This window comes from Flavobacterium sp. CAN_S2, from assembly GCF_015752255.1.
GTDB lineage: Bacteria > Bacteroidota > Bacteroidia > Flavobacteriales > Flavobacteriaceae > Flavobacterium.
The window spans coordinates 330399-349233 of record NZ_JADOVA010000004.1; the positions used below are offsets into that span (position 1 = coordinate 330399).

12 protein-coding genes are annotated in these 18835 nt (G+C 34.5%); 1 reads left to right on the forward strand and 11 read right to left on the reverse strand.

The window, feature by feature from the left end:
- Positions 1-12 precede the first annotated feature (12 nt).
- The 6 genes from IWX80_RS13190 to istA form a co-directional block, all read right to left on the reverse strand.
- Positions 13-3117, reverse strand: coding sequence for a SusC/RagA family TonB-linked outer membrane protein (locus IWX80_RS13190; protein ID WP_196853833.1), 3105 nt, complete (start codon positions 3115-3117; stop codon positions 13-15).
- 25 nt (positions 3118-3142) lie between these two features.
- Positions 3143-4747 carry a glycoside hydrolase family 32 protein gene (locus IWX80_RS13195; protein WP_196853834.1) on the reverse strand — a complete coding sequence of 535 codons (1605 nt, stop codon included), beginning with the start codon at positions 4745-4747 and terminating at the stop codon, positions 3143-3145.
- Positions 4710-6068 carry a sugar porter family MFS transporter gene (locus tag IWX80_RS13200; protein WP_196853835.1) on the reverse strand — a complete coding sequence of 453 codons (1359 nt, stop codon included), beginning with the start codon at positions 6066-6068 and terminating at the stop codon, positions 4710-4712. The genes IWX80_RS13195 and IWX80_RS13200 overlap by 38 nt, the downstream gene beginning before the upstream one ends.
- A 230-nt stretch (positions 6069-6298) precedes the next feature.
- Positions 6299-9037: a substrate-binding domain-containing protein gene (locus tag IWX80_RS13205; protein WP_196853836.1), complete on the reverse strand. Its 2739-nt coding sequence runs from the start codon at positions 9035-9037 to the stop codon at positions 6299-6301.
- A 431-nt stretch (positions 9038-9468) separates the two neighbouring features.
- On the reverse strand, positions 9469-10245 hold the full coding sequence (istB, locus tag IWX80_RS13210; RefSeq protein WP_196853837.1) for an IS21-like element helper ATPase IstB: 777 nt from the start codon (positions 10243-10245) through the stop codon (positions 9469-9471).
- Between the two features lie 17 nt (positions 10246-10262).
- On the reverse strand, positions 10263-11588 hold the full coding sequence (gene istA, locus IWX80_RS13215) for an IS21 family transposase (protein ID WP_334682362.1): 1326 nt from the start codon (positions 11586-11588) through the stop codon (positions 10263-10265).
- A 281-nt stretch (positions 11589-11869) separates the two neighbouring features.
- On the opposite strand from istA, the gene IWX80_RS13220 reads away from it, so the two are divergent.
- Positions 11870-12049: a hypothetical protein gene (locus tag IWX80_RS13220; protein WP_196853839.1), complete on the forward strand. Its 180-nt coding sequence runs from the start codon at positions 11870-11872 to the stop codon at positions 12047-12049.
- 14 nt (positions 12050-12063) lie between these two features.
- Here the strand turns inward: IWX80_RS13220 and IWX80_RS13225 are convergent, their stop codons facing one another.
- The 5 genes from IWX80_RS13225 to kdpB all read right to left on the reverse strand — a co-directional run bounded on the left by IWX80_RS13225 (position 12064) and on the right by kdpB (position 18829).
- Positions 12064-13788 carry an ATP-binding protein gene (locus IWX80_RS13225; protein WP_196853840.1) on the reverse strand — a complete coding sequence of 575 codons (1725 nt, stop codon included), beginning with the start codon at positions 13786-13788 and terminating at the stop codon, positions 12064-12066.
- A gap of 1 nt (position 13789) precedes the next feature.
- Positions 13790-14917: a sensor protein KdpD gene (locus IWX80_RS13230; protein WP_196853841.1), complete on the reverse strand. Its 1128-nt coding sequence runs from the start codon at positions 14915-14917 to the stop codon at positions 13790-13792.
- A 32-nt stretch (positions 14918-14949) separates the two neighbouring features.
- Entirely contained in the window at positions 14950-16032 is a 1083-nt protein-coding gene (locus IWX80_RS13235; RefSeq protein WP_196853842.1) for a porin, read from the reverse strand.
- Positions 16033-16190: 158 nt separating this feature from the next.
- On the reverse strand, positions 16191-16745 hold the full coding sequence (locus IWX80_RS13240; protein ID WP_196853843.1) for a K(+)-transporting ATPase subunit C: 555 nt from the start codon (positions 16743-16745) through the stop codon (positions 16191-16193).
- 50 nt (positions 16746-16795) lie between these two features.
- Positions 16796-18829, reverse strand: coding sequence for a potassium-transporting ATPase subunit KdpB (gene kdpB, locus IWX80_RS13245; RefSeq protein ID WP_196853844.1), 2034 nt, complete (start codon positions 18827-18829; stop codon positions 16796-16798).
- Positions 18830-18835 lie beyond the last annotated feature (6 nt).

The following is an 18835-nucleotide window of genomic DNA, read 5'->3' on the forward strand; positions in this document are numbered from 1 at the left end:
TTTAATCTTTTATTATAATGTTAAATTAAGCCCAGCTGTAAAAGTCGTTGGCTGCGGATATCCAAATCCAGCATTTTCAGGATCTACACCAGTGAAATTTTTAGCATTAATAATCAATAAATTTTGTCCACTGATGTAAAATCTAAAACTTTCGATACTCGTCTTTTTCAATACATCTTTTGGCAGACTGTATCCCACTTGCAGCACACGAAGTTTAAGATAGTTTCCGTTTTCTACATAATAAGTAGAAAATCTTGATTCCGCATTTCTGTCAACAGTTGTCAAAGCCGGAATGGTTGAATTTGGATTATCCACAGACCAGGCATTCAGCAAACGGGTTCCTTTATTAGACCCAACATCATCAACACTCCAAAAATCAGTTTGATATTTTGTATTATTAATTACATCAACATCATTTACACCTTCCCAGAAAGTATTAAAATCGAAGTTTTTATACGATAAGTTTAAGTTAAATCCGTAAAGCAAACCTGCATTTGGATTCCCTATCCAAGTTCGGTCTTTGTCAGTAATAGTTCCATCACCATTTAAATCTTTGTAACGGATTCTTCCAAGACCTTTTCCATCCTGATTGGCTGAGTTATCAACTTCGTCCTGACTTTTAAACAATCCGTCAGTAACATAACCGTACATCGAGTTAATAGGGCGCCCTAAAATATTATCATCAACTCCATTTCCTCCATAATTATTTCTAACTTCATCAGGTAATGCTGTAATTTTATTTTTGTTTGCCGAAACATTCGCAGAAATATCATATTTCAAACCAAATGAAGTTTCATCGCGGTATCCTAAAGAAACTTCCCATCCCTCATTTTCCATCGACGCACCATTCACCCAACGGTTTCCTCCTTCGCCAATCACTCCTAAATAGGGTGGTAAAACCAAGATATCTTCTGTTTTTTTGATGTAATAATCAACAGATCCGCTTAATTTTTGTTTGTATAATCCAAAATCTAAACCAACATTAGTTTGTGTAGTTGTTTCCCATTTTAAATCATCGTTTCCTGATTGTGTAGCTATAAAACCTGATGGCAGTAAACCATTTCCGTTTCCAGCAATATCGTAAGCTGTTCCGAAAGAAGTGTTCCATGTAGGATTTCCGCCAGCATAACTAGCTAAATAAAGTGAGTAAACCGCGGTATTACTAATTTCTTGGTTTCCTGTTTGTCCCCAACCAGCTCTTAATTTTAAATCAGAAATAACAGGTGCTTTGTCTTTTATGAAATTTTCATTGCTGATTCTCCATCCCGCTGACACCGCTGGAAAAGTTCCGTATTGATTGTTTTTACCAAAACGTGAAGAACCATCGCGACGAATTGTAGCCGAAAGCAAATACCTGTTATCGAACTCATAATCTGCTTTGCCGAAATAAGAAAGCAGGGAATAGTTGGTTGAAGTGCCGCTTGTAAAAGATTCTCCCGTTCCTGCATCCGGATACATGTAATCAGGCGTTTCTATTAAAAAGTCGTTTTTGCGTAAGGAATTTGTCTCAAAAACATCTTTATACATTTCTGTTCCTGCCATTAGGTTTAAATTGCTTTTTCCGAAATTCAGGCTGTAAATAGCTGTATTTGTCCATGTCCATTTATCGCTTTGCGACTGATCAATGGTTACTGAATTTTGATCATTTTGAAGGTAACCTGATTTATAACTTCTTTGTAAGGTGCGTTTTTTGTAAAATCCGTAATCAAGACCAAAACTACTTTTGATATGAAGGCTCTTAACAAGCTCTAAATCAGCGTACATATTTCCAAAAAGACGTAAATAATCATATTTATTGTCTTTATTATATTCTAATAAACGAACTGGATTCTGTCTGTCATTCATTCCTCCTACTGGACCTCCCCAGCCTTTTCCGTCAACGGTACGTACCGGAATTATTGGCAGAGCCCGAAGTGCAGGATCTAAAACACCAGGATCTGAAACTTCATTAGTACGGTTGAAACTAAAATTTTCACCAATAACCAATTTACCGTCAAAATATTTATATGAACTATTCATTCTGGCAGAAATTCTTTCGAAATCAGTTGTTTTCACAACACCTTCATTGCCATAATATCCCAACGAAAAAACATAATTGCCTTTGTCTGATGCATTTGAAACTGACAAATCATACGAATTGGCTATTCCTATTTGCGAAATTTCATCGTACCAGTCTGTATTTGAAGCTTTCAGAGTCTGATCTGCATCTAAATATTCAGGAACCAAAACTTTATTTAATTGTGGTTTGTTATTATTTACCGTCCAGTCAAATTGATAGCGTAAATTATTATTGTTCGGATTAAGTCCGTCATTGATATTTGCCTGCCATAATGCCTGACCGAATTGATTGGCGTTCATAACATCAAGCTTTCTTGAATAATCAGAAAAAGAAGAATAGGTGCTGAAATTAATTCTCATTTTACCCGCTTTCCCTTTTTTGGTAGTAATGATAATCACTCCGTTTGAGGCTCTCGATCCATAAATACTCGCTGACGAAGCATCTTTTAAAACCTGAATCGTTTCAATATCATTCGGATTCAATTCATGCATTCCTGATTTTGTTGGCATTCCATCAATTACATAAAGAGGATCCGTATTATTCAGGGTTCCCACTCCACGAATAACCACTTTAGTATTTCCTCCACTTGGAGAACCATCAGAAGATACTTTAACCCCTGCAATTCTTCCTTGTAAAGCTTTGATAGGATTCGGTTCTGGCTGTTTCATTAGATCTTTCATGTCTACAACAGCAACAGCTCCGGTTATGTCACTTTTCTTTTGTTTGGAATATCCCGTAACAACAACTTCATTCAGTTTATTGTCATCAACTTGCAAGCTTATATTGAATGCTTTTTGCCCTTTTACCACAATCGATTGCGATGCATATCCAATAAAAGAAACTACAATTGTAGCATCTGAATTTACATTCTGGAAAGAAAAATTTCCATCTAAATCAGTGGTTGTACTTATGGAAGTTCCAGAAATAAGTACAGTAGCTCCTGGAAGTGGCATTCCGTCATCAGACGAAATTACCGTTCCTTTAATTCCGCCTTCCTGAGCTGTCATCATCAGTATTGGAAAGAAGAAAAACAGAAAATAAATAATTTTACTTTTCATAAGTTAATGGATTTGGTTTTTAGTTTTAGTTTATATTTAATTGGTTAATTACAATGTCATTCAATTCAATTCCTTGATTTGAAGAAACAGAAAGTTCAGTAAACGGTTGGTTTGAGAAAAAGATTTCGGTAATTACTTTTTCGCCATTGTTGTAAAAAATTTCAATGGATGTTTTGTCTAAAATGATTTTAAAAACTGCTTCTTTTTGGTTTCCATCCAAAATTGCTTTGGTAATTGTAGATGCAAATTTTTCAGAGAAATCCGTTTTCCCAGATTTGGTTCTATCTAAAAACAAATAATGATCTGAATTATTAATTCCGAAAGTCAAAGATTGTCCAGCAGTATTAGAAAGCGTAAAAGTGTAAGTATCTTGTTTTAGATTTTTTAAATCAAAATTTACAATTGCTTTAGTCAAATCTATTTTTTCACTTGTTACAATGGAGATTTTTTCTTTTCCTTTTAATGATTTTTCTTTGATAGTTTTAGAAATATATTTATTGATTTCATTTACTGGATTGCTAACCAAGCTATATTCATTTCCTTTTTTTATTAACTGAATTTCACGTGCAATAGTCATGCTCCCTCTCCAAGCAAGTGTGGGAACTTGCTGTGCATAATCCCAATTAGACATCCATCCTATAAATAATTTTCTGCCATCTGTACTGGGAATGTTATCCCAGGTAACTCCCGCATAATTATCTTTTCCATAATCCAACCAAACTGCTTTTTCCTTTTCTACTCTTTGAGCAAAATTGACATCTTGTTTGAAAGTTGTTCCGTCAAAATCACCAATAAAATATTGTGTTCCCGATCCTCCATTAGCTCCACCTGGATTTAAACTCTGAATTAAAACCCATTTTATTTCATTTGTACCTTCCACTTTCATTTGAAAAAAATCAGGGCATTCCCAAACACCTCCATGAGCTCCAATGTTTTTTCCGAAATCAGATAAGTATTCCCAGTTTTTAAGATTTGTTGATTTGTAAAACTGAGCTCTATCCTGAGCAGCTAAAACCATTACCCATTGTTTATGGGTTTTATCCCAGGTTACTTTTGGATCACGAAAATCACGAATTCCAGGATTTTTCACAACAGGATTTCCTTCCTCAAATTTCTGCCATGTAAAACCATTGTCATTCGAATAAGCCAGATCCTGCTGCTCTACATCAATTTTGTTTTCTTTTTCCTTTGTCATATCATGCAAAGTGTAAATAGCCACAATTGGAACTGTTTTTCCACTTCCTAAACCGGATGTATTGTTTATATCTGCAACAGCACTTCCTGAAAAAATATATTTATCTTTATCCGGATAAATAGCAATAGGCTGTTCTTCCCATTTAATCATGTCTTTACTAGTGGTATGTCCCCAGTGCATAGGGCCCCATTTATTTCCATCAGGATAATATTGATAGTACAAATGATATTGTCCGTCAGCATAGAACATTCCATTAGGGTCATTCATCCAACCTTTCTTTGGTGTATAATGAAAATTAGGACGGTACATTTGCTCTTCGGCAGCCCCTTTTGTACCAGCAGTTGTTTGCGATACAACTGAAGCGGTTTTGCAACTTACTATTGAAAGTAGCACAGCACTACAAAGTACCAGCGGTAGATGTTTCTTTGATTTCATTTTTTTTGGTATATTTTTTAGTTAGATTTTCGCTTAAAGTTTCTAAAGAAATTCCTTTGGTTTCAGGCATCATAAATATTACAAACAAAAGCTGCAATACCATCATCAATGTAAAAATCAAGAAAACAACCTCTGGACCAATTTCTGTAAACAACATCGGAATTAAAGATGGAATAATTGCTGCCAAAACCCAGTGTACTGAACTCCCAAAAGCTTGTCCTGAAGCACGAATATGATTTGGAAAAATTTCAGAAATAAACACCCAGATTACAGCTCCCTGACCAATGGCGTGCGAAGCAATGAAGAAGAAAAGAAAAGTAGGTACTGACAATCCTCCCCAATCATAATAAAAAGAAGCCGAAACTAAACCTAAGGAAATAATATATCCAACAGAACCAATGTACATTAACAACTTCCTTCCTAATTTGTCAATTAATGCCACTCCAATTAAAGTAAATATAAGATTCGTAATCCCGATTCCGATACTACTTAATAAGGCGGTATTTTGTCCTAAACCTGCTTCTTCAAAAATTCTTGGCGCATAATATAAAAAGGCATTAATCCCTGAAAACTGATTAAAAAAGGCAATAAGGAAAGCCAACATCAATGGAAAACGGTATTTTTTCATAAAAATATTCTCGTGTTTCGTAACTCCATTTTCTCTGGAATCATCCATAATGTCACTTAGTTTTGCAGATGGATCAATTTGGAACAACACTTTTCGTGCTTCCTCATCACGATTTTTAGACAACAACCATCTTGGACTTTCCGGGATTGTAAGGATACAAAGAATATAGATTACTGATGGAAAAGCCTGAACTCCAATCATCCATCTCCAGGCATTCTCTCCTATATCTTTTAAAAAGTAATTGGAGATAAAAGCAATTAAAATCCCTAGTACAATATTAAACTGGTACAAAGCTACTAACCGGCCTCGTTTATCTGCAGGAGCAATTTCAGAAACATAAGCAGGAGCAGCAATAGTTGAAGCACCAACACCTAACCCTCCCAAAAATCTGAAAGCAGCAAAAACATATGGATCGTTTGCATAAGCAGCACCAACAGCAGAAACGAAATATAAAATCCCAATCCAGAACAGTGTTTTTTTACGACCTATTTTATTGGTTGGAATTCCTCCAAAAATAGCACCTACAACTGTTCCCCATAGTGCCATTGCCATAACAACAGATCCATGAAAAGCATCAGAAGAATGCCAAAGAAGCTGTAATTGTTTATCAGCTCCAGAAATAACTACGGTATCAAAACCGAAAAGAAAACCTGCCAGTGCAGCAGTGACGGACCAAAGTAATATCTTGTTCATTGTAGATTTATTAAAAACTTATCGCTAAGATATCCGCAAAAAAAACAACTTATTTTTAATGATGTTACAATTTAATTCTTCAATTACTGAGGGTTTGATAATCTGAATTCAAAGACTTTATTTACAATGGATTACGTAAAATAAAGAATATTTACGAAAACCTTGTAGTTTCGATTTTGTTACATTAGGTTTAAAATTGATACCTGATTTGTATCAATTTTAAACCAGTATTAGTTGGAAGATTTGTATTCCTTTGGTGAAATTCCAAATTTATTCTTAAAAGCTGTAGAAAAATAGTTTGGAGAAGAGAATCCAAGAGAGTATGCAATTTCAGAAATATTCATCTTATTGGACTTTAAAAGTTCTGCCGCTTTCTCTAATTTTACGTTATTAATATGATCACTGATATTAATTCCGATAATCGCTTTTACCTTTCGATACAACTGAACTCTGGAAACACTTAGTTTATATGCTAAATCTTCAACTGAAAATTTAGGGTTTTCCACATTGAATTTAATAATATCATTCATTTTAGTAATAAAAGACTGCTCCTGATTACCAAATTTAGACTCAGGTTCAATACGATAGATATTATTCGTATAGTAATAACGTAGTTTTTCTCTGTTAAAAAGCAGACTCGAAATAGACTGTTTTAAAATCGAAAGACTAAAAGGCTTCGTAAGATACTGATCCACTCCACTCTGTAATCCTTTTAAAACAGATTCCTTGTTACTTTGTGCCGTCAATATAATAATAGGAATATGAGAAGTACGTAAATCCTTTTTCAATTCTTTACTAATTTCATAACCATCTTTGTCTGCCAAATTAATGTCACAAATAATTATATCCGGGACAATTTCCATTGCTCTTTCAATAGCATCACTTCCGTCAGAGATATTAATTACATACTCGTTCGATAGTTTAGCTTTTAAAAATGTAACCAAATCAATGTTATCTTCAATAATTAAAAGAGAATGTTTTTCTAACTGAGAACTTACGTTAAGTTGGCTAAAATCAGGCTCAACATCAAGATAATCTGTTATTAGATTTGGAGTTACATTTAAGTTTTCTGCTTTATGTATAATTTCAGAAGGCTGTAAATGACTGCTGCCTTTTAGTAAAGTAATTATAAACTCACTTCCCTGCTTCGATTTAAGTTCTATTGTTCCGTGATGCAAAAGCACAAACTCTTTTGACAAATGAAGCCCTATTCCGGAACTGTTTTTATTATTGTTTGAAGCTCTAAAAAATGGATTAAATACATTTGATAATTCATTTTCCGGTATTCCAATTCCGGAATCCTTAAAACTAATTTTAATTGTATTGTCCTGATTTTCGCTAATTGAAATAGCTATTTTCCCGTTATCAGGCGTAAACTTGAAAGCATTTGAAAGCAAATTAAAATAAACTTTATCCATCAACCCCCTGTCAATAAACAACTCCATGTTTTTATTTTTACAAATAAGCTGAAAATCAATATTTCTACGGGAAGCTTCACCTTTAAAGTTAGTCATTACTTCATTTGTAAAGTCATAGATCTTAGTATTTGAAGCTCTTAACGTGAATTTTTGTTCTTCAATTTTTCTAAAATCCAACAACTGATTTATTAATCTCAGTAATCTATTCGAATTTTTATGAATCAGTTTTACTTCATCAATAAGAGCGGTTCCTTTGATTTTTTCGTTTTCAATTAATGACTCCACATAACTCATAATCAGCGTTATTGGTGTTTTGAATTCATGAGAGAGTCCTGTAAAGAAATTCAATTTGGCCTCATTGCTTTTCTCAGCAATTTTTGCCATTTCCTGAATTTCATGATTCTGATCAATTACAGTCTGATTAATATTCTCCAGCTGTTTTTTCTTTCTCGAAATAGAAATAGTCGAATAAATACTATAAATCGTCAAACTGAGAATAATCATTAAGAAAAAACTCAGTAACCGAACCAGATTGTTCTGTGAAGCATATTCTCCTTCCTGCACCTTTATTGCTCTTTGCTGTGATTCAATAACGGCTTGCTGCTGATCAACTTTATCCATTTGGTTTTCGATGATTTCAGCATTATTCTGATCAATAACAATCGTATTTAGTATATTATTTTTAGAAATCGGCTCTTTATTATACATTTTTAAGGCCAATTTCAGTGCTTCATTTCCTCCAGTCGGATATAATATAGTTCCATCTAAAACGTCACTTTTCACCAACTCTATACCGCCATTCACCGTATTAAGTCCGTCAACGCCTAAAAATTTAATTTTCTTTTCTAATCCTAGTGTTTTAGCAGTTTCCCACGCACTTAATGCCATACGGTCGTTATGAGCAAAAATGTATTCAATATCCGGATTTTGCTCAAGAATTGTTTTGAGTGGTACTTTAACGGACTCTTTTTCCCAATCACCGTGAATGGTGCCGTTAATTTTAAAACGATTATTTTTAGTAATTATCTGATTAAACCCCAGACTACGCTCATATGCAGGCGATGAGCCACTTGCTCCGGTAATTTCAATAATTTTACCGGAACCTTTACTGTTCGAAATAATATATCGAGCAGCAATTCTGCCAATTTCAATATTATCAGCTCCAAGATATGCAGAGTAATTTTCACCATCTATTTTTCGATCTACAACAAGAACTGGAATTCCTGCTTTGATCGATTTTTCTACAACTGCAGTTAAGGGTTTAGATTGAATTGGAGATACAATAATAACATCTACTTTATCAGCTATAAATTTTTCAATATCTTCAATTTGGTTTTGGACATTGTTATCAGCATCTTTAATAGTCAAATCTACTTCAGGCCGTAAAGAAGCTTCAACTTTTATGGAGATGTTCATTTGTTTACGCCAGTCGTCCGTAGTCATAGCTTGAGAAAATCCAACTTTGATTTTGTCTCCTTGTTTTTGTTTACAAGAAACTAAAATTAATGATGCTAAAAAAAGCATCAAGATATTTTTTAAAAATTGATACATGGAAATATGAGTTTATATCTATGAAAATGACTTTGGAAATTTCTTCTTATAAACAACGGGCCAAAAATAATTAGGAAGGATTATTATATAATGACAGGCAAGGTTGCTATATATATTAAAAAAGTAAAATTAAACTTTTATTTTAGGTACACAAATTAGCAGAGACATATATAATTTAAAATGACCTTAGAAAATCAACAATTTGAAATTGAATCACAATAAGTTGAAATCGCAAATTTCAACATAAAAATTTACTTATTTTAAAGATCATTGCAAATTCCAGTGATATTGACCACCCAATTCCAATTTAAAGTGAGTACCTGATTCCAATTCAAAATGACCACCTAATTCCGGAGCAAAATGACCACCCCATTTTTCATTAAAAACTACTCTTTTTCATCTGTTAATTAGTATTCAAATATATTTAAATATTACCCTTTGTTTATCCCTTTGTTTATCCCTCTTTTTTTTCTCATAGATTCTCCATGTAATTCGAGTCGATGAGATTGATGTATGAGTCTATCCAAAATGGCATCGGCTATTGTTTTTTCTCCAATGATGTCATACCAGCCTTGCACGGGGATCTGAGAGGTTACTATAATAGAACCGTTATTATGCCTGTCTTCAATGATCTCTAAAAGTGTAATTCGGTTACTGCTATCCAAAGCTTGGAGTCCAAAATCGTCTAATATAATAACATCTTGCCGTTCTATTTTGGCCAATTCTCTCAGATAAGAGCCGTCTGCTTTTGCCATTTTTATTTTAGCAAACAGCTTCGAAGTATTAAAATAACTTACTTTAAAACCTTGGATACAGGCTTGATAACCTAATGCGGTGCCTAAATAACTTTTGCCTACACCATTGCTTCCCGTGATTAAAATGTTTTCATTTTTTTTTACAAATTCACATTCTGCCAGACGCAGTATGGTGTTTCGATCCAGATTACGGGTTTGGTCAAAATTGATATTTTCAATATTTGATTTATAATGGAATCGGGCGTTGGTGATACTGCGGGCAATACGACGATTGTGCCTTTCATCCCATTCGGCATCAATAAGCATCGATACAAACTGATCGAGCGTGTAATGGTCAGTTTTCCCGCTTTCAATGGCTGTTTTAAAGGCATTATGCATGCTGTAAAGCTTTATTTGTTTCATTTTTGTTACTGTGGATTGCTTCGCCTGTTCGCTTACGCTCGGGTCATTCATCATTACTGTGTTTTGATTTAATTATAATACTGTTTTCCTCTTATGTTACCGTGAATTGGAAGTTCCTGATCAGGTTCTTGTTCAAATTCAATATGATCTAAGTTGTTTTCTAAAATATTTTGGATGGTCTTAAAATTGTAAATTTTAAAATCAAGTGCCCGCTTACAGGCATTTATTAATCGCTCTTTCCCTACCTTTTTTTCGAAGTTTAATATTCCCAAACAACTTTTATAAGCCTGTTCAGGATGGTTTCTGCTTTCAATTATTTGCATAATATATTCTGCTACTGACTCGTCAATACTACTGGCCCAATCAATGAAGCGGGCAGCACTCCACTGGGCTACAAATTGATGCGTGCTGGCTAAATGTTCCGGGATTGTGGTATAGATATAAGGTTTGTAATTCCTTGGATGGATGGCTATTCGATTGTATTTGTGATAGATTTCTACCATTGATTTGGTATACAATAGTTTCGCTTTTTTCTTGACATATTGATACGGAACGCTATAGTAATTTTTGTCCTGACTTAATTGAACATGCCCGTTTTGCATCACCGTTGCAAAGGATTGGTATTTGATTTCAAAACGTTCTTGTGGTAATGGACTTAGTTTTTGTTGCTCATCTTCTAAAAATAATTCTATCCGAGAGTACGGACGTCCTGTGAGTTTTCGACTATTATGAGCATCCAATAAATCCCATATTTGCTGGTTTAATTCTTCCAGAGAAAAGAATTTAGTTTCTTTTAGATTTACATAAATCCTTCGATACAAGATCTTGACAGCTCCTTCAACCAATGATTTGTCTCGGGGTTTATAAGCCCTGGCAGGCAAGATTGTAGTTTGGTAATGTTCGGCTAAATCAGCCAAGGTTTCATTTATTGTGGGTTCAAAACGACTGCTTTTTATTACTGCAGATTTTAAGTTATCCGGAACAATTGCCGCAGGAGTACCTTCAAAAAAACGCATAGCATTTTCTACCGAAGTAACAAAATCTTCCTTTTGTTGGCTCATGGAAGCTTCGGCATAGGTGTATTGGCTGGCTCCCAATATGGCTACAAAAAACTGTACTTCTTTGATTTCTACCGTGTCTTTATCAATAATGGAGAGTGTTTTTCCAGCATAATCCACATACATTTTATCACCCGCTTTGTGATTCATGTGCATCACTGGATTGACTCGTTTGCTCCATGCTTTGTAATAATGTCCAAATTGTGAGCTCCTGTAACCATTAGGATTTAGGGCAATATATTGCTCCCACATATGGTGTACGGTAACGCCAACTTTTTTTAGTTCGCGTTCCATTTTAGGAAAAAAATCATAAAGAATCTGCAGTTTGGGACTGATTGATTACACGGTAGTGTGTGAGAACAAAAGTTCTAACTCAGCACCAGTTTTTCACTAATTACTTCAAAACTTAATCCTAGCACTTCAAATAAAGAAATATACTTTTTTACCGTATTTCTAGAAAGAGATAAGTACTTACTTAGGAATAACTTACTTTTTCCGTTACAGTAGAATTTAATTGCTTTTCTAATTTTACTCATGTCTGTTATTTTGTTTGCCATAATCCGTATTTTTTTAACGAATGTATGGTGCTAACAACATGAAAGAGTTAGTAGTTTTTGATGTCCAATTTTACCCCAAAATCAGGTGGTCAATTTGAACTGGAAAGTGGTGGTCAGTTTACTCCGAAACTGGTGGTCAATTTAGACTGGAATAGGGTGGTCAATTTGACTGGTTTTTCCAACATGACATTAAGATTTACGTTTATCTATGTGTTGCAAAATATTTTTCAACTATTGTAATTCAAAAGAAAAATTTAAACCGCTGTCAATTTAAAATAAAAAGTACTACCCAGACCCAACTCACTTTCTACCCCAATAGTTCCGTTTTGCGCTTCTATAAATTCTTTACTTATAGCTAAACCGAGTCCTGTTCCTGACTTATGACTTCCTGGAACCTGAAAATATTTATCAAAAACTTTAGTTTTGTAACGGTTATCAATACCTTTTCCAGTATCAATTACTTGAAAAACAACTTGACTGTTTTCATTTTTAAGTTTTACAATTATGGTACTGTTTTCTGTAGAATACGTAATTGCATTGGTTAAAAAATTAATCAAAACCCAAGCAGTTTTTTCACTATCCGCTTTTATATCTGGTAAATTTTGTTCCGTCTCAATAACTAGCTCAATTTGCTTTTGTTCTGCTTGCACTTTTACCGCTTCTGAAGCGTAATTAATAATTTCATAGGGATTACTCTTCTCAATATTCAGCTTAATATTTCCTGTTTCTAACTGCGACAATTCCAACAACTCCCCAGTAATTTTTAATAACCGCTGACTATCGTCTTTTATACTTTCTATTAATTGCTTTTGATCTTCATTAATAGTTCCTGTTTCTGTTTTTTCAAGTAATTGTAAACTTAATTTGATGGATGAAATTGGGGTTTTTAATTCGTGTGAAACAGTAGCAATAAAATTGGTTTTAGCAAAATCCAGTTCTTTGAAAACAGTAATATTTCTCAAAATAATAACATCGCCAATATCAATAGTTTGATCTTCTCCAGTTGGTTTTATCGTAATATTTAGAGTTTCTTTTTCGAAATAACTTTCTTTTCCATCAGCAAAAATTTTCATGGGAAGCGATTTCTGTTTTTCGTTAGACAAATCATTTATTACTAGCGATTTCATCAAATCATTTGTCAGAGCAAGAGTTGTTGCCAGTTTTCCAATTACTTCTTCCGTTTTTAATCCAATGATTTTCAAGGCTTCATCATTGGCAAATAAAACCAAACCTTGATTGTCTAACCCGATAATTGGGTCGTGCATATTATTGATTAAGGTTTCTAGTCTTTTCTTTTCAAATGAAAGTTTATAGAGATTACTATTGTTATACTCCTGCAGTTTTTCTGCCATGATATTGAATGATTTGGCTAGATCCCCAAATTCATTGTGATTCATAAAATTCACACGTTGCGAATAGTTTTTATTGGCTATTTCTTTGATACTGTCCGTGAGTTCTTTTATTGGGTTGGCAATATTGTTGGGCAAATTCACCAGAAGATTAAAAGCAATCAAAAAGCAAAGTGTTCCTGTTACTGCAATCCAAAAATTAGCGGTCTCTGCTGTGTGTTTAGCAATATCACTTTTTTGTTTTATTGCATTCATATTCAATTTCATAATCTTGAATATGTCTTGACGGATTTGGCTTTTTAAGGTTTCATCAGTTCTATTTTCTTTCAAAAAATCAAAATTTTTCTGCAAATTATAGGTCGCTTTATCTTCGCCAGCCTCCGTAATATTGGCAATTTGTTTGGTAATATTGGTTTCAAATATAGTAATTGCTTTTTCTTCATTCTCATTAATTTCATCTAACGAAAGAAGCATATTACGAGAATATTCCAGAGTGTTGTAATTGGCTTTCAGAATGTTTTCTGTATCTTTTTTTATCGAAAAAATATAAAATGCCGCTACTAATGAAAGAATGATTATCATCAGAAAAAGCAATCCAACGCCCAGGTTTAATTTGGTTTTAATTTTCATTTTAAGATAGAATTAGAAGATCAATATTAGATGACGTTAAGTTGTTAAGCAATTTATTGAAAACAGTTGTCGATAAAATTACTTTAAATAAACTCAAATGCGGTTTCCCGATGCAAACGGTGGTGATTTGTTTTTGATCGACCACCTCTAAAATAGCATCTGTAATATGAGTATTCTGAACTTTAATTACTTCAGCACCAAGTTGCATGGCTAATTTGAAATTATTTATTAAATGCCGTTGCTTGTCTAATGCAATTTTGTCGCTGCTTTCTTTTGGAGTTTCCACATACAAAACATACCATTTACAGTTGTAATAACTGGCTAAACGAGCTGCTTTTCTAATTATAATTTTAGCCGTTTTATCGTTACTGCTGATACAAGCCAATAATTTTTCATGTCTAAAAGTCCTGTTTTTAGGTACTTCACTTTCCACTTTTCTAAGCACTTGTCCCGCAACTTCCTTTAAAGCCAGTTCCCGCAATTGCAATATTTGATCGGATTTAAAAAAATTATTCAGCGCTGTAGGGATTTTATCTGCGGTATAGATTTTACCTTCTTTCAAACGGGCAATCAATTCATCTGAAGTCAAATCAATATTGACCACCTCATCTGCTAATTTCAAAACACTGTCCGGAATGCGTTCATGAACGTCAATATTCGTAATGCTTTTGACGTTTTCATTTAAACTTTCAATATGCTGTATATTTACTGCCGAAATCACATTTATTCCCGCTTCCAGAATCTCCAGAACATCCTGCCAACGTTTTTCGTTTTTGCTTCCTTCTATATTCGTATGCGCTAATTCATCTACAATAACTACTTCAGGACGCAAATTGATAATGGCTTGCAAATCTATTTCTTCAAGCAGTTTCCCTTTATAAAAAAGAGTTCGCCTTGGAATGACCGGTAAACCTTCTAACAAATCATGTGTTTCCTTCCGATTATGCGTTTCTATATAACCGATTTTTACATCAATCCCATTTTTCAATAACGTATGTGCTTCCTGTAACATACGAAAAGTTTTGCCTACACCGGCACTCATACCGATGTAGACTTTAAACTTTCCTTTACGTGATTTCTGAATTAAATCAAGAAAGTGTTTGACATTATTTTCTTTTTCGTTGTCCAATTTAGTTTTAGGATTTTATATTTTAGAAAAAATTAAAATGAAATAGCTAATGATGTAGTTAAAAATACATTTTGATTACTAGGATCATTGTTTTTCAAAAAGATATCATCTTTACTATTTAAAGTTCTTGCCTCTATTCTGAACATGACATTATCAGTAGGTAAATAATCAAAATTAGCCGAAAAACCATAGGTTCTAAATCCATTTGGTGTTGCTGTTGCTATTATCACTCCTTTTTCATCCGCGTAATATTCCCCTCTTGCTGCCAATTGGATTTTAGTTGTCGGTTTGTATTGCGCTATTAAAATCGGTGAAAACCAAACATCATACTCGTCACTTTCTGTTACTTTTTGTTGCGCTCCAATATCAAAACCAGCTGTTAAACTTGTCTTTTCGGATACTTTAAATTGTCCGTAAAAATTATTAAAATAACGCCATTTTCTGTCATTATCCGGTTGTTCATTCCCCACATACGTACTCCAATTCAACGTTGTTTTTGCAGTAGGTTTATAGGTTACTTGTGTTCCAAAAGCCGGTGTTTGATTGCCTTCAATTTTCTGAATGCGTTGCCATCCGTTCAAATACATTGCCGCCAAATACCATTTTTCGCTTTTTGACGTATATCCAATTTTCACACCCGCTTCATAATACGGAGAATTATCAGCCAAAATACTTCTAGTCAAAGTGGCGCAATCTTTACCAATTGCGCTCTCAAAACCAATATGTGACGGCATAATTCCCGCATCAACCCACAGATTATGTTTCGACGAAATTTTCACACCTACATTAGCTTCATATACATTTTTCAGTAAATCCTGTTCTGCTGCCAAATTGTATTCGGCATACGTTCCGGCCATTAAGGCAAAATTCCCTCGAACATTTTCTTTAGCATAATTGACTTTTGCCAATCCTAAATTCAAATTGACTTCGTTGTGCTTATTGTGACTGTAAATAAATCCGGGCCTTACATGATTGTCTGGTTCTCCAAAATCATAACTGTAATACGTTTCTATGTAACCCGAAAACGTGAAGGGACTTTGTATTTTTTCAGTTTCTTGTGCATTAACTGTTGTAAATCCGAAAGCTATTAAAGCTGCAACTATTATTTTTTTCATTTTTTTGTCATTGCGAGGAACGAAGCAATCTCATCCTCATTATTTATTATTTGAAGCTATTTCCAGCTATCCACTTGTATCTTTTTATTTTTAAAGAAAAAATAAAAAAGGATATCGTTTCTATCTGGGCTAAAAAATGTGCGTTTTATACTTTATTTTTATTTCAATTCATCCAAGGCTACATTCAACTCTAGAACATTTACTGTTGCAGTTCCTATTACTGCGGGTGTATTGATTTTGGCTTGGACCAAAGCTTTTACTTTTTCCTCTGATAAGTTTCTTTCTTTTGCAACTCTTTTTACCTGAATCAAAGCTCCTTGCAGAGAAATATTAGGGTCTAACCCACTTCCAGAAGCGGTCACCATATCCGAAGGAATCTCTGATTTTTTCAGATAAGGATGGGCAATCAGGAACGTGTCAATTCTTTTTTGAACCAAATCCAGATAATCCGGATTGCTCGGCCCTTTGTTGCTTCCTCCACTTCCTGCAGCGTTATAATCTACAGCGGAAGGTCTTCCCCAAAAGTAGTTGGATTTGTCGAATTTTTGTCCGATTTTTTGATAGCCCACCACTTTTCCGTTTACGGTAATTGTTTCTCCTTTTCCTTTATTGGGAGCCAATTGTGCTATTCCAAAAATTGCCATTGGGTAAATAACCGCTAACAACACCACCATAAATAGTGTGAATTTTAATATTGAAAATATATTTTTCATTTCTTTATTTTTTAAACCTAACCCATTTTAAAAACGGGTTAGGTATTATTTTACATGAATAATGCTACAACTAAATCGATTAATTTGATACCGATAAATGGAACAATCAATCCCCCAAGTCCATAAATCAATAGGTTTCTTTTTAAAATGGCACTCGCACCGATTGGTTTATAATCAACTCCTTTTAGCGCAAGCGGAATCAATATCGGAATGATAATCGCATTAAAGATCACAGCAGATAAAATGGCACTTTCCGGACTGTGCAATCGCATAATGTTTAAACCTTCAAGAGCTGGAATTGCCGTGATGAAAAGTGCGGGAACAATCGCAAAATATTTAGCAACATCATTCGCAATCGAGAACGTAGTAAGCGTTCCTCTAGTCATCAATAATTGTTTTCCTATTTCTATGATTTCAATTAACTTGGTGGGATCATTGTCCAGATCGACCATGTTTCCGGCTTCTTTAGCTGCTTGAGTTCCGCTGTTCATGGCCACACCAACATTAGCTTGCGCCAAAGCAGGAGCGTCATTCGTACCATCACCCATCATCGCTACGAGCTTGCCTTGTTCTTGTTCATTTTTGATGTAATTCATTTTATCCTCAGGTTTGGCTTCGGCAATAAAATCATCTACTCCAGCTGCTTCGGCAATAAATTTAGCTGTCAACGGATTATCTCCGGTTACCATCACCGTTTTTACACCCATTTTTCTCAAACGGTCAAAACGTTCTTTCATTCCCGTTTTAATAATGTCCTGCAATTCAATAACACCTTGAACTTGGCCATTTTTAACTACCACCAATGGAGTTCCACCTTTTGATGAGATAGCAATCACTGCTTGTGCAATATCCTCCGGGAAAATTGTTCCGGCTTGCAGTGCAATATTTTTTGCTGCATCCTGAGCACCTTTTCTAATATCGGTTCCGTCTTTTAAAACAACACCGCTGGTTCTCGTTTCAGCAGTAAACTTGATTAAAGTAGCTCCTTCAATAGAAAGTTTTTGTGCAACTCCTGCACCTGCTAATTCCACAATACTTTTCCCTTCCGCAGTGTCATCAGCAAGTGAACTTAAAACTGCTGACTTGATAAAATCGTCTTCCGAGATTCCTTTTGCTGGATAAAAACGAGTCGCTTTTCGGTTTCCAATAGTGATTGTTCCTGTTTTATCCAAAAGTAATACATCAATATCTCCCGCAGTTTCGACCGCTTTTCCTGATTTAGTAATTACATTAGCTCGCAAAGCCCTGTCCATTCCTGCAATTCCAATCGCAGATAACAAACCACCAATCGTTGTTGGAATCAAACAAACAAAAAGTGAAATGAATGCAGCAATTGTTATCGGCGCATTCGCATAATCAGCAAACGGTTTCAAGGTCACACAAACAATCACGAAGATTAAAGTAAACGCTGCCAACAAAATAGTTAACGCAATTTCATTAGGCGTTTTTTGGCGGCTAGCTCCTTCTACCAAAGCAATCATTTTGTCCAAGAAACTTTCTCCTGGTTCGTTAGTTACGATAACTTTGATTTTGTCTGATAATACTTTTGTTCCTCCAGTTACCGATGATTTATCACCTCCAGATTCCCGAATAACAGGAGCACTCTCACCGGTAATCGCACTTTCATCTATAGTCGCCAATCCTTCGATGATTTCACCATCAGTGGCAATTAAATCCCCTGCTTCACAGATGAAAACATCACCTTTCTTCAATTCAGAAGAACTGATATTTTTGATTTCTCCGTTAGGCAAAACTTGTCTTGCCGGTGTTTCTTCCCGTGTTTTCCTTAAACTGTCCGCTTGTGCTTTTCCTCTGGCTTCGGCAATAGCCTCGGCAAAATTGGCAAACAAAAGCGTTGCTAACAAAATTAAAAATACTATGAAATTATATGTAAAACTACCTTGGTCTTGTGCGCCAAATAAAATGGCAATACACACGGCAAGCATAATGGCAGTTCCGATTTCAACGGTAAACATTACCGGATTCTTGAACATTATTTTCGGATTAAGCTTCACAAAAGACTGCACTAAAGCGTCTTTGACTTGCTTACTTTCGAATAATGAATTGGATTTATTGTTATTCATTTTTAT